The 22,357-nt window shown below is 64.2% G+C and carries 18 protein-coding genes and 1 pseudogene; 11 read left to right on the forward strand and 8 right to left on the reverse strand.

The window, feature by feature from the left end; genetic code table 11:
• Nucleotides 1-50: 50 nt before the first annotated feature.
• Together ACHWUQ_RS03430 and ACHWUQ_RS03435 are read right to left on the reverse strand one after the other, a co-directional pair.
• The gene (locus ACHWUQ_RS03430) at nt 51-1,349 is read right to left on the reverse strand and encodes a TRAP transporter large permease (protein WP_239809560.1); all 1,299 of its coding nucleotides are present in this window, start codon (nt 1,347-1,349) and stop codon (nt 51-53) included.
• Complete coding sequence (locus ACHWUQ_RS03435) at nt 1,346-1,930, reverse strand: TRAP transporter small permease (protein ID WP_312836545.1); 585 nt, start codon at nt 1,928-1,930, stop codon at nt 1,346-1,348. The genes ACHWUQ_RS03430 and ACHWUQ_RS03435 overlap by 4 nt, the downstream gene beginning before the upstream one ends.
• 280 nt (nt 1,931-2,210) lie before the next feature.
• Between ACHWUQ_RS03435 and ACHWUQ_RS03440 the strand changes: the two genes are divergently transcribed.
• The 5 genes from ACHWUQ_RS03440 (at nt 2,211) to ACHWUQ_RS03460 (ending at nt 6,658) form a co-directional block, all read left to right on the forward strand.
• Entirely contained in the window at nt 2,211-3,149 is a 939-nt protein-coding gene (locus ACHWUQ_RS03440; protein WP_239809558.1) for a LysR substrate-binding domain-containing protein, read from the forward strand.
• Nucleotides 3,150-3,443: 294 nt separating this feature from the next.
• On the forward strand, nt 3,444-4,343 hold the full coding sequence (locus ACHWUQ_RS03445) for an amino acid ABC transporter substrate-binding protein (protein WP_312411139.1): 900 nt from the start codon (nt 3,444-3,446) through the stop codon (nt 4,341-4,343).
• Between the two features lie 124 nt (nt 4,344-4,467).
• Entirely contained in the window at nt 4,468-5,223 is a 756-nt protein-coding gene (locus ACHWUQ_RS03450) for an amino acid ABC transporter permease (RefSeq protein ID WP_239809556.1), read from the forward strand.
• Nucleotide 5,224: 1 nt separating this feature from the next.
• Nucleotides 5,225-5,896, forward strand: coding sequence for an amino acid ABC transporter permease (locus ACHWUQ_RS03455; protein WP_394680354.1), 672 nt, complete (start codon nt 5,225-5,227; stop codon nt 5,894-5,896).
• 24 nt (nt 5,897-5,920) lie between these two features.
• The gene (locus ACHWUQ_RS03460; protein WP_230780669.1) at nt 5,921-6,658 is read left to right on the forward strand and encodes an amino acid ABC transporter ATP-binding protein; all 738 of its coding nucleotides are present in this window, start codon (nt 5,921-5,923) and stop codon (nt 6,656-6,658) included.
• 176 nt (nt 6,659-6,834) lie between these two features.
• Here the strand turns inward: ACHWUQ_RS03460 and ACHWUQ_RS03465 are convergent, their stop codons facing one another.
• Nucleotides 6,835-7,740 carry an amino acid ABC transporter substrate-binding protein gene (locus ACHWUQ_RS03465; RefSeq protein ID WP_312411130.1) on the reverse strand — a complete coding sequence of 302 codons (906 nt, stop codon included), beginning with the start codon at nt 7,738-7,740 and terminating at the stop codon, nt 6,835-6,837.
• Between the two features lie 153 nt (nt 7,741-7,893).
• On the opposite strand from ACHWUQ_RS03465, the gene pyrC reads away from it, so the two are divergent.
• From pyrC to ACHWUQ_RS03485, 4 genes are all read left to right on the forward strand, one after another.
• Nucleotides 7,894-8,937 carry a dihydroorotase gene (gene pyrC / locus ACHWUQ_RS03470; RefSeq protein ID WP_312836542.1) on the forward strand — a complete coding sequence of 348 codons (1,044 nt, stop codon included), beginning with the start codon at nt 7,894-7,896 and terminating at the stop codon, nt 8,935-8,937.
• 20 nt (nt 8,938-8,957) lie between these two features.
• Nucleotides 8,958-9,746 (forward strand): DUF3025 domain-containing protein, encoded by a 789-nt coding sequence (locus ACHWUQ_RS03475; protein WP_394680355.1) that lies wholly within the window; start codon nt 8,958-8,960, stop codon nt 9,744-9,746.
• A 100-nt stretch (nt 9,747-9,846) separates the two neighbouring features.
• A complete protein-coding gene (gene htpX, locus ACHWUQ_RS03480; RefSeq protein ID WP_312411123.1) occupies nt 9,847-10,725 on the forward strand; it encodes a protease HtpX in 879 nt (292 codons plus the stop codon).
• A gap of 334 nt (nt 10,726-11,059) precedes the next feature.
• Nucleotides 11,060-11,419 (forward strand): hypothetical protein, encoded by a 360-nt coding sequence (locus ACHWUQ_RS03485; protein ID WP_394680356.1) that lies wholly within the window; start codon nt 11,060-11,062, stop codon nt 11,417-11,419.
• A gap of 49 nt (nt 11,420-11,468) precedes the next feature.
• On the opposite strand, the gene ACHWUQ_RS03490 is transcribed toward ACHWUQ_RS03485, so the two are convergent.
• From ACHWUQ_RS03490 to ACHWUQ_RS03510, 5 genes are all read right to left on the reverse strand, one after another.
• Nucleotides 11,469-12,053, reverse strand: a complete 585-nt coding sequence (locus ACHWUQ_RS03490; RefSeq protein WP_394680357.1) for a hypothetical protein — start codon at nt 12,051-12,053, stop codon at nt 11,469-11,471.
• A 257-nt stretch (nt 12,054-12,310) separates the two neighbouring features.
• On the reverse strand, nt 12,311-14,089 hold the full coding sequence (locus tag ACHWUQ_RS03495) for an NAD(P)/FAD-dependent oxidoreductase (protein WP_239809548.1): 1,779 nt from the start codon (nt 14,087-14,089) through the stop codon (nt 12,311-12,313).
• Nucleotides 14,090-14,210: 121 nt separating this feature from the next.
• Nucleotides 14,211-17,651, reverse strand: a complete 3,441-nt coding sequence (locus ACHWUQ_RS03500; protein WP_394680358.1) for an AAA family ATPase — start codon at nt 17,649-17,651, stop codon at nt 14,211-14,213.
• Nucleotides 17,648-18,886 (reverse strand): exonuclease subunit SbcD, encoded by a 1,239-nt coding sequence (gene sbcD, locus ACHWUQ_RS03505; protein WP_394680359.1) that lies wholly within the window; start codon nt 18,884-18,886, stop codon nt 17,648-17,650. The genes ACHWUQ_RS03500 and sbcD overlap by 4 nt, the downstream gene beginning before the upstream one ends.
• 129 nt (nt 18,887-19,015) lie before the next feature.
• The gene (locus ACHWUQ_RS03510) at nt 19,016-20,980 is read right to left on the reverse strand and encodes a cytochrome c/FTR1 family iron permease (RefSeq protein ID WP_394680360.1); all 1,965 of its coding nucleotides are present in this window, start codon (nt 20,978-20,980) and stop codon (nt 19,016-19,018) included.
• Nucleotides 20,981-21,240: 260 nt separating this feature from the next.
• Between ACHWUQ_RS03510 and ACHWUQ_RS03515 the strand changes: the two genes are divergently transcribed.
• A complete protein-coding gene (locus ACHWUQ_RS03515) occupies nt 21,241-21,831 on the forward strand; it encodes a DUF3617 family protein (RefSeq protein ID WP_312530373.1) in 591 nt (196 codons plus the stop codon).
• A 174-nt stretch (nt 21,832-22,005) separates the two neighbouring features.
• A pseudogene (locus tag ACHWUQ_RS03520) lies at nt 22,006-22,155 on the forward strand (type II toxin-antitoxin system RelE/ParE family toxin); the annotation flags it as partial.
• Between the last annotated feature and the right edge of the window lie 202 nt (nt 22,156-22,357).

A 22,357-nucleotide genomic window follows, 5' to 3' on the forward strand; every position in this document is an offset into this window, starting at 1 on the left:
CCAGGGGGCTGGGTGGCGGCGTTCGCGCCTGCACCCAGCCCGGGCTCCGATCAGTAGCCCAGTTGGGCGGGCAGCCACAGGGCCAGTTGCGGGAAGGCGATGACCAGCACCATCACGCAGAACATCGCAAACAGCATCCAGCCGACCCAGCGCACGGTCGATTCCATGCGAACGCCTGCAATGCGGCAGCTGACCATCAGGTTCACTGCCAGCGGCGGGGTGAACTGGCCCAGCGCCACCTTCAGGGTCAGGATCACGCCAAACCAGACGGGGTCCCAGTGGTAGTGCTGCATGATGGGCATCAGCAGCGGCACAAAGATCAGGAAGATGGAGATGCCGTCGAGGAACATGCCCACGGTGATCAGCATCAGGATCAGCAGCGCCATCACACCCCATTCCCCCAGGCCCGAGTTGACGATCGCGTTGGTGATCGGGTCGATCACGCCCAGGGTCGACAGCGAGAATGCGAAGATGCCAGCGAGCGACACCACGATCAGGATCACGGCCGAGAGCTCGCCGGCCTCGCGCAGGATCGGGAACAGGTCGCGCACACCGATCGTGCGGTGCACGACCATGCCGACGAACAGACCGTAGAACACGGCGACCACGGCTGCCTCAGTCGGTGTGAACCAGCCCATGCGCATGCCGCCCAGAATCAGCACCGGCGCGGCCAGGCCCCAGGCCGCTTCGCGCAGGCTCTTCCAGAATGCGGGGCGGGGCAGGCTGGCTTCCAGTGCGCCCATCTTGTGCTTGCGCGACATCCAGACCGCCGGGATGATCAGCGCCAGGCCCGCCAGAATGCCGGGGATCATGCCGGCCGCAAACAGCGCCGGCACCGAGGCCCCGGGCACCAGCACCGAGTAGATGATGAAGGCGACCGACGGAGGAATCAGGATGTCGGTGGCTGCAGCAGCTCCCACCACGCTGGCCGAGAAGCTGCCCGGATAGCCGGCACGGCTCATCGCCGCAATCATCACGCCGCCCACCGCCGCTGCATTGGCGGGGCCGGAGCCCGAGATGCCGCCCAGGAACATGGCCACGGCAATGGCCACCAGCGGCAGCATGCCCGGGCCGCGCCCGACGATGGCCACGGCAAAGTTGACCAGCCGCAGCGCCACGCCGGAGCGGTCAAAGATCGAGCCCACCAGCACAAACATCGGAATGGCCAGCAGCGGGTACTTGCCCAGGCCGGCATAGAAGTTCTGCGGAATGGCCAGCAGGCCAAACCATTGCGCATCGGCATTGGCCAGCGCAATGGCTACGGCGCCCGCCAGGCCCAGCGCGGCGCCAATGGGCACGCCCAGCAGCATCAGCGCAATAAAGCCGATAAAGAGCAGGGTGGCAATCATGCGTGCTCCTTGGCTGCAGCATCGCCGCCTTCGGAGTACACATGGGCAAAGCTGGCCCGGCCCTGGCGCAGGAACAGGCCCAGCGCGCGCAGGGTGATCAGCGCGGAGAACACCGGCAGCCAGATGGAGTACCACCACTGCGGCACGCCAATGCCTGGCGAGGTTTCCTCATAGCGGTAGTCGTCATACACGACGCGGATGCTGAGCACGCAGATCAGTGCAAACAGCAGGGCCACCGTCAACGCGCCAAAGCGGGCAAAGGCCTTGCGCCGGCGCGCGTCACCGCGTTCGGCAAAGTATTCGATGCGGATGTGCAGGTTGCGCGCGACGGCTGCCGAGCCGGCCACCATGGCCAGCAGGATCATCAGGAACACCGAGATCTCTTCGGTCCAGGCAAACGAGCCATCGGTGAAGTAGCGCACGATGACATTGGCGAACGTGATGAGCGCCAGCAGCGCCATGATCACGACCGTGAGCCAGTCTTCCAGCCACAGCCCTCGGGCAGGGGCGGGCTCGCTGGGGAGGGTGCTGGAGGGGTCAGCGCTGCTGCCGCCCGAAGAATGAGGGGAGGGTGATGCCATAACAACCGGTCGCGAGAGGGCTTGGCAGAGCCAAGGGTGGATGCGGAGAACACAAACCGCCTTGTGGGCGGACCATCGGTATCGGATAGATCGGTATCAGCGGCAGCGCCGCACCTGGCCGGTGGGCCAGTGGGGCCCGATTATGGGCCTGAACGGTGGGCTTGCAAGCCATCCTTTTCCCGGGGATGGGCCCTCTCAGTCGCCTGTGTTGCCGGTGCAGGCAGCAGATCTCGGCGAGCAACTTGTCCCCAACGGTGATGGGCGTGTGGATAATGCGCGGATGGAAACCAAGTGGCTTGAAGATTTTGTGAGTCTGGCGGAAACGCGCAGTTTCAGCCGGTCGGCGCAGTTGCGCCATGTCACCCAGCCGGCATTCTCGCGGCGGATTCAGGCGCTGGAGTCCTGGGCGGGCGCGGACCTGGTGGACCGCAGCTCCTACCCGACGCGGCTGACGCCAGCGGGCAAGACGCTGTACAACCAGGCCATCGAGATCCTGCAGGCGGTGCAGAGCACGCGTGCGATGCTGCGGGTGCATTCGTCCTCGGGCAAGGACATCATCGACTTTGCCGTGCCGCACACGCTGGCCTTCACCTTTTTCCCGACCTGGGTGTCAGGCCTGCGCAATGACTTCGGCCTGTTCAAGAGCCGCTTGATCGCCCTCAATGTGCACGATGCGGTGATGCGCCTGGTCGAGGGCGGCTGTGATCTGCTGATTGCCTACCACCATGAATCCCAGCCTATCCAGCTGGACCCACAGCGCTATGAAATGGTGAGCCTGGGCCGCGAGGTGATGGCGCCTTATTGCAAGCCGGGGCTCGATGGCCTGCCGCTTTTCCTGCTGCCCGGCGCAGCCGAGGTGCCGCTGCCGTTCCTGGGCTATGCGCCGGGTGCCTATCTCAGCCGCGTGACCGACCTGGCCCTCAAGCAGGCGCCCGAGCCTGCCTACCTGGACCGTGTCTACGAAACCGACATGGCCGAAGGCCTCAAGGCCATGGCGATGGAAGGGCACGGGCTGGCGTTCCTGCCGCAAAGCGCTGCCAAGAAGGAGCTGAAGGCCAAGAAGCTGGTGCGCGCCGACTACCCCAGCTCCACCCAGTGGGAAGTCGCGATGGATGTGCGCGCCTACCGGGAAAAGCCCCAGTCCAGCGATGCCGTGAAGTCCGGCGCCCAGGCACTGTGGGACTACCTGGTGTCCCGGAACCCTGCGCAGAATCCATGATATCTATAAGAATATAGATTGTCTGAATTTGCAGGGTAATTTCTAATATGCGTTACAGAATTTCTGTGCAATGCTTGCGGATTGCTCGTGTTGCAGTTGGTTAGATGTACGCGATTTGTTCGAAAAAGCCTATGAATTGTTAGCAATTCATTGGTAATTTTCCGGATAATTGCAGCGCTCAGTCTGCTGGCATTATCTGGACGGACTGCACAATACGTTGCGTGTCAGTTGTCGCTTTGGCGTCTTCCGAGGCCCATAGTTGTCAACTTAATTGATTTATCTGGAGGTCTGATGATGAAGAAACATTTGCTGGCTTTTGCGGTCGCAGCGGTTGCGGCAGGTAGCGCGTTTGCGCAAGCGGGCGATACGCTGGCCAAGATCAAGTCGTCTGGCAGCATCACGCTGGGCGTGCGCGAGTCTTCGGGCCTGGGCTATACGCTGGGTAACGGCAAGTACGTCGGCTTCCACACCGAGATGGCTGAGCACATCGTGGGCGATCTGCAAAAGCAGCTGGGCTTGTCCAAGCTGGACATCAAGTACCAGCCCGTGACCTCGCAAAACCGCGTGCCTCTGGTGCAGAACGGTACCGTGGATCTGGAGTGCGGCTCCACCACCAACAACCAGTCGCGCCAAAAGGATGCTGCTTTCGCTTTCACCACCTATGTGGAAGAAGTGCGCATCGCGGTGAAGGCCAACTCCGGCATCACCGGCATCAAGGACCTGAACGGCAAGACCATCGTGACCACGACCGGTACCACGTCGGTGCAGACCCTGCGCAAGAACAAGCGCGCTGATGGCCTGACCTTCAAGGAAGTCATGGGCAAGGACCACGCAGACAGCTTCCTGATGCTGGAGTCCGGCCGTGCCGACGCCTTCATCATGGACGGCTCCATCCTGGCCGCCAACATCTCTAAGTCCAAGGCGCCTGCCGACTACAAGGTCGTCGGTGAAGTGCTGTCGGTCGAGCCTATCGCCTGCATGCTGCGCAAGGACGACGCTGCCTTCAAGAAGGCCGTGGACGACTCCATCGTGCGCCAGATCAAGGATGGCTCGCTCGAGAAGCTGTACGACAAGTGGTTCATGCAACCCATCCCTCCTAACAACGTGAAGGTGGGTCTGCCGCTGTCGGCGGCAACCAAGGATGCTTGGGCCAACCCGAACGACAAGCCCATGGAAGCCTACGAAGTCAAGTAAGCACACCATTTAGGTACCGCCCTTCCAGCCTGGGGTTTGGGGGGGCGTTTTTGTTGGTACTGGTTTTTGTCAGTTGCAACCAGGCACCAAACATTGCTACAAAGACAAAAAAAGAGGTAGTCCTATGAATTGGGATTGGCAAGTATTTTGTGAAGACACGATTGAGCGCCAGGTCGTGCAGGGCTGTTTCGGTAAAAACGGCGATATCACGTACCTGGACTGGTTGTTGTCTGCATGGGGATGGACTATCTCCGTTTCCTTGTGCGCGCTGGTGATCGCGCTGATCGTCGGCTCCATCATCGGTACCTTGCGTACGCTGCCGGACCGGCCCTGGACCGTGCGCCTGGGCAATGCCTGGGTAGAGTTGTTCCGCAACATCCCGCTGCTGGTACAAATTTTCCTGTGGTACCACGTGGTGCCTGCGATGTTCCCTGCGCTCAAGCAAGTGCCTGGGTTCCTGCTGGTGGTGCTGGCGCTGGGCTTTTTCACGTCGGCGCGTATTGCCGAGCAGCTGCGTGCCGGTATCCTCGCGCTGCCCCGTGGCCAGCGTTATGCAGGCATGGCGCTGGGTTTCACGACCTTCCAGTATTACCGCTATGTGCTGCTGCCGATGGCCTACCGCATCATCATTCCCCCGCTGACCAGCGAGTCGATGAACATCTTCAAGAACTCGTCGGTGGCCTTCGCCGTGTCGGTGGCCGAGCTGACCCTGTTCGCGATGCAGGCACAAGAGGAAACCTCTCGCGGCATCGAGGTCTACCTGGCGGTGACCGCGCTGTACATGATCTCGGCATTCGTGATCAACCGCATCATGGCCTTCATTGAAAAGAAGAGCCGCATCCCGGGCTTTATCGCCGCTGGTGGCTCCGGAGGTCACTGAGATGAATTTGAATCTTGATTTTTCGTTCTACAACTGGGACCTGATCCAGAACTTCATCATCAAGGGGCTGGTGTTCAGCGTGATGCTGACCATCGTGGCCACCCTCGGTGGCATCCTCTTTGGCACCTTGCTGGCGCTGATGCGCCTGTCGGGCAAGAAGATCCTGGTGGTGCCTGCGACCCTCTACGTCAATGGCATGCGTTCGGTGCCGCTGGTGATGGTGATTCTGTGGTTCTTCCTGCTGGTGCCTCTGCTGATCGGCAAGCCCATCGGGGCGGAGATGTCAGCGGTCATCACCTTCGTGGCGTTCGAGGCCGCGTACTTCTCCGAGATCATGCGCGCCGGTATCCAGTCCATTCCGCGGGGTCAGGTGTACGCCGGTCAGGCCGTGGGCATGACCTATGGGCAGAACATGCGTCTGGTGGTGCTGCCCCAGGCCTTCCGCAACATGCTGCCGGTGCTGCTGACGCAGACCATCATCCTGTTCCAGGACACCTCGCTGGTCTATGCCATTGGCGCCTACGACATGCTCAAGGGCTTTGAAGTGGCGGGCAAGAACTTCGGCCGTCCGGTCGAAGCCTATCTGGCTGCCGCCGTGCTTTACTTCATCATCTGCTTTACGCTGTCGTGGTTCGTCAAGCGTTTGCACAAGAAGATCGCCATCATCCGTTGATGCTGCAATACAAAGGATATCCAAATGATTGAAATGAAGAATGTCTCCAAGTGGTATGGCAGCTTCCAGGTGCTCAACGACTGCTCCACCAGCATCGCCAAGGGCGAGGTGGTGGTGGTCTGCGGCCCTTCGGGTTCGGGCAAGTCGACCTTGATCAAGACAATCAATGCGCTCGAGCCTATCCAGAAGGGTGAGATCTGGGTCAATGGCACGCCCATCCACGATCCCAAGACCGACCTGCCCAAGCTGCGCAGCACCGTGGGCATGGTGTTCCAGCATTTCGAGCTGTTCCCCCACCTGTCGGTGACCGAGAACCTGACCATCGCCCAGATCAAGGTGCTGGGCCGCAGCGCTGACGATGCCAAGGCCCGTGGCCTGAAGATGCTCGACCGTGTGGGCCTGATGGCGCACAAGGACAAGTTCCCGGGTCAGCTGTCCGGTGGTCAGCAGCAGCGCGTGGCCATTGCCCGTGCACTGTCGATGGACCCGAGCGTGATGCTGTTCGACGAGCCCACCTCCGCGCTGGACCCTGAAATGGTCGGCGAAGTGCTGGACGTGATGATCGGCCTGGCCAACGAAGGCATGACGATGATGTGCGTGACGCACGAAATGGGTTTTGCCAAGAAGGTGGCCAGCCGCGTGATCTTCATGGACGTGGGCGGAAAGATCCTGGAGGACTGCTCCAAGGAAGACTTCTTCGGCAACCCCGACGCCCGCCAGCCCCGCACCAAGGACTTCCTGGGCAAGATCCTGCAACACTGATTGCAGCGTCTCTCGCACACGACCATGGCCGCTTATGCGGCCATTTTTCATGGGCGGATGGTTGGAGGGGGAAGGGGCGGACCGCTATCGTGGACCCTGCGCTGGGGCTGGGCGGCGCGCGCTGCGGGCAGCGCTGGGCCGGCGGACAGGGGCCGCAGGATGCGGCCCCGGAGACATCAGTTGTCGAACTTGTCGCTGGGGAAGCGCAGCATATCGGTGAGCAGGTAGGACATCGGCACATTCAGCGCAAAGCTCTTGCCCGGCAGCGGCGACTCGAACCACTTCTTGTACAGGCGCGTGATCTCGAAGTTCTGCGACAGCACGCGCATCTCGGCGTCGAAGACCTTTTTCATGCGCACATCGGTGTCGCGCATCATCAGCGACAGCGGCTCGATCGACATCAGCTTGCCGATCAGCTTGACCTGTTCGGGCTTCTCCGACTGCGCACGGTGGGCGGCCAGCAGGATGTCGTCCATCAGCCAGACATCGGCGGTGCCCGCCTGCACAGCCTTGAAGCAGGCGTCATGGGTGAGGCACTCGCTGTGCTGGATCTTGAGGCCATTGACGGCCACCCGGCGCTCGAGCACCTGCAGCGAGGTGGTGCCCTTGGTGGTGATCACGCGCTTGCCAGAGAGGTCATCCACATCGTTGATGCCGCTGTCGGACCTGACCAGCATGCGCACGCCGGCGATGTAGTAGGGCAGGCTGAAGGACACATGCTTGCTCTCACGCCGGTCCTTGGTGTTGGTGGTGTTGCTGCAATCGACATCAATGGCACCGCTGGCCAGGTCGGTGAAACGGGTCTGGCCATTGATGGCGCGGTACTGGATATCGAGCCTGGCCAGGCCCATGCTCTGCTGGAGCTTGGCGATCAGCGCCTGGCAGATCTCGATGGCGTAGCCGACCGGCTTCTTGGTCTCTCCCATCTCGTAGGCAAAAGGCAGTCCGTCCGGGCGGTAGCCCACGGTGATGCGCTGCGACTCCTTGATCTTGTCCCAACTGTCGGGCAAAGGGGTCTGAGCCAGGCTGCTGCTGGCAAGGCACAGCAGCACAGCGCCGCGAAAAATATGGTTTAGCCACATGTTGCACAGTCCTTGATTAAGAATTCCTACAGCCATCTATGATACGCATAGAGACTGTGTACTCTATGGGCATCGACCCTTAACATTGAGTTACTTTTGCGCCATGCTCGGTCACAGCGATGACGCCCGCATGACCGGTGCGACAATGGCGGGATGAGCACCGCACCCTCCTCCATCAGCATCCTCCGACCCGACGACTGGCACATCCATCTGCGCGATGACGCCGCCCTGGCCACCACGGTGGCCCATGCGGCGCGGCAATTCGCCCGTGCCATCGTCATGCCCAACCTCAAGCCACCGGTCACGACCGCTGCGCTGGCACAGGCCTACAAGGCGCGCATCGTGGCGGCCATCCCCCAGGGCCTGAGGTTCGAGCCGCTGATGACCCTGTACCTGACGGACAAGCTCGCTCCTGAAGAGATCGTGCGTGCCAAGGCCGCTGGTGTGGTGGCCTGCAAGCTCTACCCTGCCGGCGCCACCACCAACAGTGACCACGGGGTGACCGATATCCGCAAGATCTACCCCACGTTGGAAGCGATGCAGCGCGAAGGCCTGCTGCTTTTGGTTCACGGTGAGGTGACCGGCAGTGAGGTAGACCTGTTCGACCGCGAGGCAGCCTTTATCGACCAGCACATGGTGCCGCTGCGCCGCGATTTCCCCGAGCTGAAGATCGTCTTCGAGCACATCACCACACGCGAAGCGGCCCAGTACGTGACCGAGACCGACCGCTTCGTCGGCGCCACCATCACGCCCCAGCATCTGCTGTTCAACCGCAACGCCATCTTTACCGGTGGCATCCGTCCGCATTACTACTGCCTGCCGGTGCTCAAGCGCGAGGAACACCGCCTGGCGCTGGTGCAGGCCGCCACCAGCGGCAACCCCAAGTTCTTCCTGGGCACCGACAGCGCCCCGCATGCCGCCCAGCTCAAGGAGCATGCCACCGGCTGCGCGGGCTGCTACAGCGCGCATGCGGCCATCGAGATGTACGCCGAGGCCTTCGACAAGGCGGGCGCGCTGGACAAGCTCGAAGGCTTTGCCAGCCTGCATGGTGCGGACTTCTACAACCTGCCGCGCAACACCGACCGCATCACCTTGGTGCGTGAATCCTGGACCCCGCCCGAGTCCTACCCCTTTGGCCAGGCCGATCTCAAGCCGCTGCGCTCGGGCGAAGCGCTGCCTTGGAAGCTGGCAGACTGAGCATTTTTGTCATTTGATGCGTGAATAACGGCCGGGCCACTGCAGACATTCCGCCCGAGCCCGGCTGGTCATCGCTGGACTGGCAGGCGCCCTGGCTGCAGCCCTACCGGGCGCTGGGCCTGCAGGTCAGCGCGCTGGAACGGCAAGGCCTGGCCATGCCCGACTTGCTCAACCGCCTGGGCGACTGCGGCCGGCGTTTTGTGCCGCAGTCGGCGCTGCCGCCAGGTGAGGCCTACGAGCGCTTCATTGCGCGCACCGGCTGCATCCCTACCCGAGAAAACATGCACGACGGGCTCAACGGCCTGGTCTGGCAGCGCTTTGCGCGCAGCAAGGCACGGCTCAACGCCATGCAGGCCCAGGCGATCGAACAGGCGGGCGGTGTGGGTGCCCGCCGGGGCCCGTTGCGCGATGCGCTGACCCTGTTCGACGAAAACGGCGCGGTGCTGCTCGCGCCCGATGCGCTGTGGCAGGCGCTGCAGCAGCGCCAATGGCAGCGGCTCTTTGTCGAGCTGCGGCCGCTGTGGCAGCAGGCGCAGCTCATCGTCATCGGCCATGCGCTGCTGGAAAAGCTCATCACCCCCAGAAAACCAATCACCGCGCATGTTTTTTGCCCGGCGCAGCCTTGGCCGATCGTGGACAATATCGACGAGGTCATCGCCGACGCACTGGACGCTGCGCACCTGGCGGGCAAGCCCTTCACACCGTTGCCGGTGCTGGGCATTCCGGGATGGTGCCAGGGCAACCAGCATGTTTCCTTCTACGATGACCCAGACGTATTTCGCTCGGCCCGACGGCCACAACCATCATAAGCACCCGCCGTCGCCATAAAGTGGAGGTAAGGTCTTGAATTACCAAGACATTGCCCCCAGCTACCGAGCACTGTGTTCCCCTCTTTGGAGAATCGACCCCATGAAACGAATGTTCCTTTTTCTGGCGACCAACATCGCCGTCGTTGTGGTGCTTGGCATTGTTGCCAGCCTGCTCGGTGTCAACCGCTATCTGACCGCCAATGGCCTGAACCTCGGGGCGCTGCTCGGCTTTGCCTTCATCATGGGTTTTGGCGGCGCCATCATCTCGTTGCTGATGAGCAAGCCCATTGCGAAGATGAGCATGGGCGTCAAGATCATCAACCAGCCCCAAAGCGCTGACGAGGCCTGGATCGTCGAGACCGTGCGCCGCTTCTCGGACCAGGCCGGCATCCAGATGCCCGAAGTGGGTATCTATGAAGGCGAGGCCAACGCATTTGCGACAGGCGCTTTCAAGAATTCTGCGCTGGTGGCCGTCTCCACCGGGCTGCTGCAAGGCATGACCCGTGAAGAGGTCGAGGCCGTCATCGGCCACGAGGTCGCCCACGTGGCCAATGGCGATATGGTGACGATGGCGCTGATCCAGGGCGTGATGAACACCTTTGTGGTGTTTCTCTCGCGCGTCATCGGCTATGCGGTCGATTCGTTCCTGCGCCGCAATGACGAGCAAAGCTCGGGCCCCGGGATTGGCTACATGATCACCACCATCGTGCTCGATATCGTCTTCGGCTTCCTGGCTGCCATCATCGTGGCCTGGTTCTCGCGCCAGCGCGAGTTCCGTGCCGATGCTGGTGCCGCCCGCCTGATGGGCCGCAAGCAGCCGATGATCAATGCCTTGCACCGCCTCGGCGGCATGCAGCCCGGCGCCCTGCCGCAAAGCATGCAGGCCATGGGCATCACCGGCGGCTTGGGCAAGCTGTTCAGCTCGCACCCTCCGATTGAAGAGCGCGTGGCCGCGCTGCAAAACAACCAGGTGCAATAAGCCTGGGCTCGCACCCTCACCAAAGCACTGCCTCGGCAGTGCTTTTTTTTGGGGGTGCCAGGCGGCGGATCGGGCTGTGCTGGCAGGGCGGCCCCGCTTTTACCGCTGATTTACGCGCCGCTCACCAGGCTTTAAGGCGGCGCTCCTTCAATGGAGTTCTTGCAATGACTGGAGATGCACCATGTCGCACACTCCCACTTTTAGGGACCCTCTGCAAAACTCGCTGCCGGGGTCTGAACGCGGTCTCGGGCGATCCGCTGTGTTGTCTTCCTTGTCAATGGCTACGGCTCGACGGCCAAAGACGCCTTGCGTCTCATCGCGCTTGGCGAGGGTTTTGCAGAGCATCCCGGGGCGTTCGGCTGCTTGGGGGGCCGGGGCCCTGGCGGTCGCCGCCCTGGTGACCGGCTGCGTTGTCGCACCCGCCGAGCCCTATGCCTATGGCAATCCTGCGGCGGTGGTCGTATCGGCGGAAGCGCCGCCGCCCCTGCGTTATGAGCCCGTTCCGGTAGCGGTGGCACCGATAGCAACCCAGGTCTGGATTGGCGGCTTTTGGGATTGGAGCGGAGGCCGTTATGTCTGGCGTGAAGGCCGATGGGCGGCACCTCCGCACCATGGTGACCGCTGGGTGCCCCGTGAATGGGTGCGCGGCCCCCATGGCTGGCAGGCCCGTGGCGGGCATTGGGAGCGCCGCTGAAGTGGCCTGGCAGGCCAGGCCCTGACCAGCGTCCGGTCTGCAGCGCAGGTCAGCGCATCGTGTAGTTCAGCTGAAACATCAGTGCGGACTTGCCCAGCACATTGAGCTGGCCGCCCCAGTGCTGGTTGTAGTTCCAGCCGATGGCCGGGATGGCAGTGATGCCCCAGCCATTGCGGTTGTTGAGCGGAATCTTGCGGTGGTAGGGGTATTTGTAGCCATGGATCACGCCGCCGGTGAGCTTGAAAAACAGCTGTGGCGTGCTGGACAGCGGCTGGAACTGCCAGCCGTAATACGCGTACTGGCTGGGCTGGCCAAAGGAATTGCTGAAATAGGCAAAGCCGGCCACCTGGTGGTCATCGAGCTTTTTCTCGGCGTTGAGCAGCCATACATATTTGTGCCGCTCGTCATCGGGCTCGAAGTCACGCTCCTTCTTGGCGTTGGAGTAGTGGTAGGTGTAGGGGGAGTAACCCAAGGTCCAGCCCGACAGCGCGGAGCTGTCGCTGCCATCCGGGTCATCGACGCTGGCTGCCCAGGCAGAGCCGGACAGCGCACAGAGCAGGGCCGCACACCAGCTGGCAGCACTCAGGCCAGAAGCGTTCCGGCGGGACCAGAAGGTAGAGGGGATCGCGGGCATTGGGCAACCTTCAGCAACATCAGAACAATCCAAAATTCTAGGGGGCTGCGCTGGAGGTCGGGATTCGTTTGTGGCGTGCGGACCTCAAAGTTGTAAGAAGCCGTTTTTTAAGCCGTTGTTAAGCGGTACATGCCGTAAATTGTTGTCGCGCTGCGGGGCAGGGGCCTGCCCGCTGCGTGCTGCGCAGGCATGGGCCCGCGCTCCGCTCCCCTGCAGCCAGCTTTCACAGGCCGCAGGCGGGACGGCAGCCCCGCTCGTTACAACGCGGCTCCCGAGCCGCGCGAGCCCGACGATGGCACGGGCAGCCCCAGAATGGCGCAGGCCACCGCCTCGCCCACTTTGATGCCATCGACCCCTGCGGACAGAATGCCGCCGGCATAGCTGGCGCCTTCCCCGGCCGGGTACAGGCCACGCGTGTTATCGCTCTGAAAATCAGCGCCCCGTCCGATCTTGACCGGCGACGAGGTGCGGGTCTCCACACCGGTCAGGATGGCATCGCGCATGTCATAGCCCCGGATCTTTTTGCCAAACGCAGGCAGGGCCTCGCGCATGGCCTCGATCGCGTAGGCCGGCAGGGCCTGGTGCAGGTCGCCCAGGGTGATGCCCGGCTTGTAGGAGGGCTCTACATGGCCAAAGGCCGTCGAAGGCGTGCCTGCGACAAAATCGCCCACCAGTTGGCCCGGGGCGCTGTAGTTCTGGCCACCCAGCAGATAGGCTTTCGATTCCAGCTGGCGCTGCAGCACGATGCCCGACAGCGGATGGAAAGCGCCAGGGGCCTGCGCCTCCACGCCATAGGTCTTGCCACCAAAGGCCCAGGCAAAGCTCTCGGCATCCTGCGGGTAGTCTTCGGGGTTGATCGCGCAGACCATGCCGGCATTGGCATTGCGCTCGGCGCGGGAGTACTGGCTCATGCCATTGGTCACCACGCGCTCTGGCTCGCTGGTGGCGGCCACCACGGTGCCGCCCGGGCACATGCAAAAGCTGTAGACGGCGCGGCCATTCTTCGCATGGTGCACCAGCTTGTAGTCGGCCGCGCCCAGCAGCGGATGGCCGGCATCCTTGCCCCAGCGTGCGCGGTCAATGACGCTTTGCGGGTGTTCGATGCGAAAGCCCACCGAGAAGGGCTTGGCCTCCATGGCCACGCCGCGTTCGTAGAACATCGCAAAGGTGTCGCGCGAGCTGTGGCCCAGTGCCATCACTGCATGCCGGGTCGGCAGGGTGTAGCGCTCGCCACTCGCCTGGTCCAGTACCTGCAGGCCCACCAGCTGGCGTGCATCGCCCTCGACCAGCACATCGGTGACCTTTTGCTCAAAGCGGATCTCACCGCCCAGACGCACGATCTCCTCGCGGATGCCCTCGACCACCTTGACCAGCTTGAAGGTGCCGATGTGGGGGTGGGCGGTGAACAGGATCTCCGGCGGCGCGCCATAGGTGACGAACTCCTGCATCACCTTGCGGCCCAGGTGGCGCGGGTCCTTGATCTGGCTGTAGAGCTTGCCATCCGAGAAGGTGCCTGCGCCGCCTTCGCCAAACTGCACATTCGATTCGGGCGTCAACCGGCGCTTGCGCCACAGCCCCCAGGTGTCCTTGGTGCGCTGGCGCACCGTCTTGCCGCGCTCCAGCACGATGGGCTTGAAGCCCATCTGCGCCAGCACCAGCGCTGCAAAAATGCCGCAGGGCCCAAAGCCCACCACCACCGGGCGATCCTGCATGTCCGCCGGCGCCTGGCCCACCGGGTGCCAGGCCATGTCGGGCGTCGGGTTCACATGCGAGTCTGCCGCAAAGCGCTGCAGCAAGGCCGCTTCCTGCGCGGGCTCTGCCAAGGTCACATCGACGATGTAGACCGCCAGCAGCTCGGACTTGCGCGCATCAAAGCTGCGCTTGTGCACCTGCAGCTGGGCAATGGCGGCGGGCTGCAGGCCCAGGCGCTGGGCGGCCAGCTGGCTGAGCGCCTCCTGGGGCGCGTATTCGGTGTGGTTGTCGGGGTGGTAGGGCACCGCCGAGAGGGGGAGTTTGAGTTCTGCAATCCGGATCATGGCTTGTACCTATCAAGCAAGGGCATGGATGGTAGCTGATATGGCCGCTGCAGGGCGGACGGGCGGGGCGCATCCCCATGGCGCAATAAGGTAAGCCCCTGGCAAACCCGCTGCCCAGCGCTCAGCGGTGGAGCTCCAGGCGCGAGTAGCCAATTCCCGCCCCCTTCTCCACCCGGATCTGCGCCGGAATGCGCTCCTTGAGCGCCTCCACATGGCTGATGATGCCGATCATCTTGCCGCTGGCGTTGAGCGTGTCCAGCGCCGTCAATGCCACTTCCAGTGTGTCGCCGTCCAGCGTACCAAAGCCCTCATCCAGGAACAGCGAATCGATCGAGGTCTTGCTGCTGACCAGGTCCGACAACGCGAGCGCCAGTGCCAGGCTGACCAGAAAGGCCTCGCCCCCCGACAAGGTGCGGGTATCGCGCGCGACATCGCCTTGCCAGCTGTCGACGATATCGAGCTCCAGCTCGCCGGTGCTCTTGCGCTGCAGCAGGTAGCGGCCATGCAGCCGCGCCAGATGGCCGTTGGCCAGGGCCAGCAAATGGTCCAGAGTCAGGCCCTGGGCAAACTTGCGGTACTTGTCGCCCTTGGCCGAGCCGATCAGCCCATCCAACCGTTGCCACAGCTCGCTGTCGCGCTCCTGCGCCGCGATCTGCGCCAGCAAGGCCTGCTGGCCGCTGCGGCGCTGGTCGTCATCGGCCAGGCGCGCGCGGTAGGCGCCCATGCGCTCAGCCGTCTGGTTGCGCTCTGCTTCCAAGGCCTGCCATTGCGCGTCCAGCGCCTCGGGTGTTTCACCGGTCAGGGCCTGGGCCTGCAGTTGCTGGTGGTGTTGCGCCGCTTCCTCGGCCACCGTGCTGGCGCGTTGCAGCGCCAGCTGCAGGCCATCGCGCTGCTGGGTGAGCCGCTCCAGCTCGCCCGGTGGCAACAATGCGTGCGCAAAGGCCTGTGCATCGGCAAAGGGGCTCGCCTGCAAGCCCTGGTCCCAAGCCGCCAGGGCCAGTGCTTGTGCCGACTGCAGCTGCTCGAGTTGCTGGCCCGCTTGCCGGGTCTGGCCGTCAAGGCTGGCCAGCGCTTGGCGGGTCTGTTCCAGCAGTGCGGCGCAATCGGCCAGCGTGGCGGGCAGCGCGATGGCCGCGGCACCCATCTGCGCCGGTGGCGGCGATTGCGCCAGGCGCTGCTGCCATTGCCGGGCCTCTTGCGCGCACTGGCTCGCCTGGAGCTGTTGCAGCCCCAGCTGCTGGGCGACGGTGTGCAGCTGCGTATGGTGCTGTTGCCACTGCCGCCATTCCTGCTGGCGGGCCTGTAACCAGGCATCGTGGCCGTCGGCGGGTGGCATCGCCAGGCCCAGCGGGGTGAGGCTGGATTGCAACGCGGCCTCGGCCGCATCGACCAGCGCTTGCACATCCGCTACAGCCTGGGCCAGGCGTTGCTGCTGGTTGCTGTTGTCTTGCTGGGTCTGCTGCAGGCGCGCTTGCGCATGCTGCGCCCCTTGCAGGGTCTGGGCCGCGGCATGGGCGCCGTCTTTGGCGCGCTGCAGCGCTTGCTCAGCAGCTTCGGCTGCGGCCAAGCCCTGTTGCAACTGGGCGGCTTGCGCGGCGCTGGCTTGCTGTGCCTCTGCGAGGGTTTGCGGCTGCTGCCAGGCAGATGCGGCGAGGGGCGGGACCATGGCGTTGCACAGGGTCTGCCATTGCTGTTGCCATGCATCCAGCCGTTGCTCGGCCGCCGTTAATTGGGCCTGCAGACTGGCCTGCTGATTCTGGGCCGCTGCATGCGCGGCGCTAAGCTGCTCGCCCTGGTGCTGCAGCACTTCCAGCTCGGCCTGCGCGCTCTGCAGCGCGGCGGCGGTGGCTGATACATCGAGCGCAGCATAGGCAGCAATCGCCGGGTGTTCATGGGCGCCGCACAGGGGGCAGGCTTCGCCCGGCTGCAGGGCCTGGCGATGGGCTTCCAGGCTTTGGATGCGCTCTTCTTGCGCCAACAGGCGCTGTTTGTCGCTCACCCGCTCCTTCTGCGCTTTGTACTGGCTGCGCAGTGCAGCCAACGTGGCCTGCTGCTGGGCCAGCGGTGCGGCGCAGGCCTGCAGCGCATCGCCCAGCTGCTCTGCATCCCGCGCCAGCGGTGGGCGTTGCTGCACGTGTTGCAGCAACTGCTGCCAGGCTTGCTGGTGCTGCTGGGCGGTCTGCCAGTGGCTGCGCAACTGGCCCAGGCTGCCGCCATAGGGCGCCAAGCGGCTTTGTAGCGCGGTCTGCGCCTCGTGCACTGCGGCATCCGCCTGCTGCTGCGCGGCTTGGGCCTGTTGCAGATGGGTGGCCTGTGCCGCCATCTGCCGCTGCAGCAACTGGCCTTGTTCCCGGGCTTGCTGCAGCATGGCTTGCTCTTTCGCCAACTGGCGCTGCTGCTGCTGGCGCTGCGCCAGCTGCTCGCGCCAACCGCTCAGCTGGTCGCCCAGCGCGGCAAGGGCCTGGTGCTGCTGCAGCCAGTGCTGCAGATCGCTCTGCTGGTTTTGCAGCTGCTGGAGTGCCTGCTCGGCCTGCTGCTGGGCATGCAGCGCCAGCGTGCTGGCATGCTGCTGCAGCTGCCACTGGCGGCTGTGGGCATCGGCCAGACGGCCCTGCAAGGGGGCCAGTACGGCCTGGCCTGCAGCAGTGGCCGCTTGCGCCTGCTGCCAGGCTGCATGCAGTGGAGCAATCGCCTGCGCAGGGCCATGGGCCTGCAGACGCTGCAGATCGGGGGCGGCATCCTGCAGTTCTTGCTGGGCTTGTTGCAGGCGCACCTGGGCCTGTTGCTGTGCCTGCGCCGCTTGTGCGGTTTGCTGCTGCCAGTGCTGCAGGGCTTGCAGCGCGGCATGGCGGGTTTGCAGTGTGGCCAGTGCATCCTGCAGTTGCTGTGCGTCGGCCTGCAATTGCGCGCGCTCGGCCTCGGGCAGCAGCTGCACAGCGCCCGCCTGGGCCTTGTCACGCTCCAGCGCCTGGCGGGCATCGCGGGCGCGCTCAAACACGGTTTGCGATATCTGGCTGTAGATGTCGGTGCCGGTCAGCTCCTCGAGCAGCTCGGCGCGCTCATTCGCCTTGGCCTCTAAAAAGGCCGCAAACCCGCCCTGGGCCAGCAGCATCGATTTGGTAAAGCGCTGAAAATCCAGCCCGGTGATCTCGGCCATCTGGCGCAGTTTGTCGCTGCTGTGGGTGCTCAGGATTTCGCCATCGGCCACGCGCGCCAGCTCTACCCTGGGCCCTTGCAGCGCGCCGCTGGCCTTGTCGCGGGCACGGCGCTGGCTCCAGAATGCGCGGTAGACGGTGCCCTTGACCTCGAACTCCACCTCGGCCAGGCAGTCTGCCGTGTGGCGCGTCATCAGGTCGTTGCTGCCCGCGCTGATGGTCGCCAGCCGGGGTGTCTGGTGGTAGAGCGCCAGGCAGATCGCATCGAGCAAGGTCGATTTGCCGGCACCCGTCGGGCCGGTGATCGCAAACAGGCTGTTGTCGGCAAAGGGCGCTGCGGTGAAATCGATGCGCCACTCGCCTTTGAGCGAGTTCAGGTTCTTGAGGCGCAGGCTGCGTATCTTCATAGCGGCTCCCCGCTGGGGTTGACCAGCGACTGCAGCACGCTCTGGTAGCGCGTGGTCAGCGCCTGCTGCAGCTCGGCGTCCATGGTTTCCAGCGCCAGGCGGCGCTCGAACACCTGTGCAGGGCTCAGCGCATCCAGCGCCTCGGCGGCCGGGCCGCTCCACTGTGCTGCTGCCCGACCGCGCAGCCTTTTGACCCGCAGCAGCTGCAGCGGCAAGCCGTCGGCGAGTGCCTGCACGCGCAGCGGCAGGTCGGCCAGGTAGTCATCTTCTTCGATCGTGATGTCCAGCCACACCTTTTTGTCGGCCTGGGCCAGCGCAGTGGCTTGCTTGAGCGCGGCGGGCAAGGCCGCCAGGCTGCTGCGCAATGCCATCATGGGCTGGAACACCGGCACAGGCAGGGCCGTCACCGACTGCAGCCCTGGTGCGCCCAGTTCCACCAGCAGCATCTGTTTGGTCTGGCGTGCCTCGTCAAAACCCAGCGCGATCGGCGAGCCGCTGTAGCGGATGTGCGCCAGTCCGCCCACTGTCTGCGGCTGGTGGATATGGCCCAGCGCGATGTAATCCACCGGCGGAAAGGCCTGGGTCGGAAAGGCCTCCAGCGCGCCGACATAGATCTCGCGCACCGATTCGCTGCTGCTCGCGCCCACGGTGGTGAGGTGGCCGGTGGCAATGATGGGCAACTGCCGCCCCAGGCTGGCCTGCAGCGCCGCCTGCTGGTGCAGTGCCGCCGCATACACCTGCTGGTAGGTGGCCTGTATCGCCTGCTGCAAGGCCAGCTGTTTGTCCTGCGCGCTTTGCTCGGCCTGGCTTTGCAGCACATCGCGGGGGCGGATGAAGGGCAGCGCGCAGACGATGCAGCCAGGGGTGCCATCGCGCAGCGGCAGGATGCGCACATGCTGCTCGGCAGCGCCGGTGGCGGCAATCACCTGGGTGCCCAGCGCTTGGAGCAGTCCCTGGCTCTCTTCCAGCACCGCGACCGAGTCATGGTTGCCGCCCAGCACCAGCAGCGCGACACCGGCCTGGTGCAGGCGCGCGACCAGGCGGTTGTAGAGCGCGCGGGCGTAGCTGGGTGGCGCGCCGGTGTCAAAGATATCGCCTGCGATCAGCACCGCATCGGCGGCTTGCGCCGCCACCTGTTCCAGCAGCCAGTCGATCAGCGCACTGTGCTCTGCCTGGCGGCTTTGGCCCATGAAATGCTGGCCCAGATGCCAGTCCGAGGTGTGAATGATGCGCATGGTGGGGGGAGGGATGGAGAGATCGCGGTAACCCTGCCGATGGTAGTCGCTGCGCGCTGCGCCGGTCAAAGAAAAAGACCTCGCCAGGGTCTGCACCCGGGCGAGGTCTGGCAGCCGATGAGGCGGTGCTTATTTCTGGACGCCCAGCGCCTTGCGCGCCGCAGCGCGGTTGTAGGCAAAGCCAAACACCACCAGCGCGAGCACCAGGGCCTGGGCCAGCAGGGTCTCCACCGTGGGGAACATGCCCAGCAGCTCGATGCGGGGCGCGGCCAGCGGCGTGGCGCTGACCCAGCCGGCCTCTTGCAGCGAGGACACGCCCTTGCCCACCAGCACGACGGCGAGCACGGCCACCAGGATCGAGGTGGCCGAGAAGAAGCGGCCCACGGGCATGCGGGCACTGGTGCGCAGCAGCACCAAGGCGATCACCGCCAGGATCGCCACCGCAGCCAGGCCGCCGCCCAGCAGCGCGGCGTGGTGACCGTCCGAGGCCAGGGCCGAGAAGAACAGCACGGTCTCGAACACCTCGCGGTAAACGGAGATAAAGGCCAGCGCGAACAGGCCCCACATGGAGCCCTGGCCCATGCTGGCCGAGAGCTTCTCGCTCAAATAGCTTTGCCAGCGGCCGGCGCTGCTCTTGCTGTGCATCCACAGGCCCACGCTCAGCAGCACCAGCGCTGCCACGACCGAGCCCAGGCCCTCGGTCACCTCGCGGCTGGCGCCGCTGATCTCCACCAGGTAGGTGGCGGCGGCCCAGGTCAGGCCGCCGGCGACCAGGGCCGAGCTCCAGCCGGCATGCACATAGCGCAGCGCATCCTGGCGGCCGGCCTTGCGCAGCAGCGCCACCATGCCGATGACGATCAGCAAGGCCTCCAGCCCTTCGCGCAGCAAGATGGTGAGCGCGCCGACAAAGGTGGCGGTGGCGTCCGACGCGCCTGCGTTCAGCTCGGCCTCGACCTGGTCAAACATGGTCTGCAACTGCCGGGCAGCGGCCTCGGCCTGCTGCACCGTGCCGCTGGCCACTGTGGCACGGTACTGCACCATGGCCGATTCGACCTGGGTCATCAAGGTCTTGTTGCGCGCGGCAATGGTGGGCTCCAGCGGCTCAAAGCCGTCCAGGTAGGCAGACAGGGCCAGCTTCATCGCCTGGTTGCGGTCACCGGCCTTGAGGGCCACCAGGCTTTGCGCGAGGCGCTGGCGTGACAGCGCCACGCCGCTGGCCTTGCCTTCGCTGATGACCTCGGGGTTGGCGCGCAGATAGGCCAGCACCGCGCGGGCCTGTTCGATCGGCATCGCCGGAGTCAGGCTTTGCGCGGTGGTGGTGCTGAGGGCGGCCAGATCGGCAAAGCGGGCGCGCAGGCCTGCATCGCTCTGCCACAGCGCCTTGCCGGTGGCGCGCAGTTCGTCGTTGTACGACAGGCCGCCGACAAAGTAGGCCAGTGCCCAGCGGTCGTCGTCGGGCAGTGCGCCAAAGGCCACCATCGACGTGCCTTCCACGCCTTGCGAGGTCACCTGGTACAAGGCCATCAGGCTGCGGGCATTGGCGCGCTGGGCATCGCTGAACGCAATCGGCTGCGGATCCAGACCTTGCGCCGCAGGGCCATCGCCACCGCCGGTGGCGCCATGGCAACTTGCACAGATTTGCTGAAAGAGTTGAGAGCCTTTTTTTATATCGGGAGCCTTCGCCGGGGAGACGGGCATCGGGTAGGCCGCCACCAGCAACTGGGCCGCCTGGTGGGCCAGCTGGGCCACCTCATCGGCAGACGCCTTGGCCTGCACGGCCGCACGCAGTTGGCCAACCAGGGCCGTCACCCGGGCCTTGTCGGCATGCGCAGGCAGGGCCCCCGCCTGCTGCAGCGCATTGGCGCTGAAGTCCAGCATCTCGGCATACTCGCCTTCGCTGGCAATCTGGCCATTCTCGACCGCGCCGCCATAGTCGACGGCGACATAGTCCAGCAGCTGCCAGAGCTGGCGGGCGTCGGTGGCTTCGGGAGCCGTGGTGGTCGCTGCAGGCGCGGCAGCGGGCGTTTGGGCAAGGGCAGGGCCGCTGAGCAAACCGGCCAGCAGCGCCAGTGTCCAGCTGAATGAAGAACGCATGGAATGTTATGAATAAGAATTATTCGCGGTATTTTATGCTTGTTTACATTCTGTAGTGCCGCAGTCGCCCAGCGGGGCGGAAGCGCCAGAATGGCTCTGCAGACCGGCTCGGCGCGCGTGGTGGGGCGCTGCCGGAAACGCAATTGGTAACCATTTCTACGCCTTGGATCGATACACTGCGGCCACGCGCTTGTGCTCATGGGGAGGGCAACGCGTCGCACGCCGCATGCCCGTGCCGTGCCGCAATGAGGAGATACAACATGGAAAAACTAACAGGAATGGCCGTCGTGGCCGTGGTCGTGTGTGCCGGACTGATCGGCTGCAGCAAGAAGGAAGACACGCCCAGCAGCCCGCCAGCAGCCGCTCCGGCAGCGGCGCCTGCTGCAGCCCCGGCTCCGGCACCCGCTGCGGCGGCACCCAAGGTGCAGCCGGGCAAGTGGCAGGCCGTCACCGAGATGAGCGGCCCCATGGGCCAGCAGGCGCTGGCTGGCATGGAGCAGGCCTTCAAGACCATGACGCCAGAGCAGAAGAAGGCCGCCAACCTGGACAATGCCAAGGTCGAAGGCGGCAAGCTGGTGCAAGAGATGTGCATCACCCCCGAGATGGCGGGCAAGACCTTGCAATCGCTGGCCGATGCGCAGCTGAAGAACATGCCAGGCTGCAGCCCCGCCGACGTCAAGAGCGATGGCAACAAGGAATCGATGCGCTTTAGCTGCGGCGACGGCAAGATGAGCATGGACCTCGAAGCCGTCTACGTCTCGCCCACCGAGAACACCGTCACCAGCAAGATGGACATGGGCGGTCAGGGGATGACCACCACGGTGACCAGCAAGCGCGTGGGCGACTGCTGATAGAGAGGCTCGCGCGCCGCTGCTGGGGCGGGGGCGTGTGGGGCTTTCGCATGTGAGAACGCAGCTTCATGCTGCGTTTTTTGGTTTTTATTCACGGGTATGGCTAGAAGGCTTGATGCATGACCGTATGAGGTACTGATTGACTCTTTATACCTTTTCATGCATATTCAGAGGATGTCCCCAGATGAAAAACCGCTTGAGTGGATCGGTAGCAGCCGCAAGGACTTGATGGCCTTGCCTGCAGATGTCCAGCGTCTGTTTGGCTTTGCGCTCTCGCTGGCGCAGGCGGGCGACAAGCATGATGCCGCCAAAGTACTCAAGGGTATAGAACCTGTTCAAGGTCTTCTCGCGCCGCGACAGTGGTTTTGCGGGATGGGATGCTAGGCGCAACACCGCAGCAATAGCCGTGCTATTGCGAGGATTTGCAACAACGCAGGCCGCCCGCAAAACCCCTGTCCCTATGGGTTGGAGTGAAATCGGGCGATTTCTGCGCGCTGGCCCTTGCTTGCACCCCGGTGCAAGCTGC

Source organism: uncultured Comamonas sp. (genome assembly GCF_964277875.1).
In the GTDB taxonomy this organism is placed as follows: domain Bacteria; phylum Pseudomonadota; class Gammaproteobacteria; order Burkholderiales; family Burkholderiaceae_C; genus Comamonas; species Comamonas sediminis.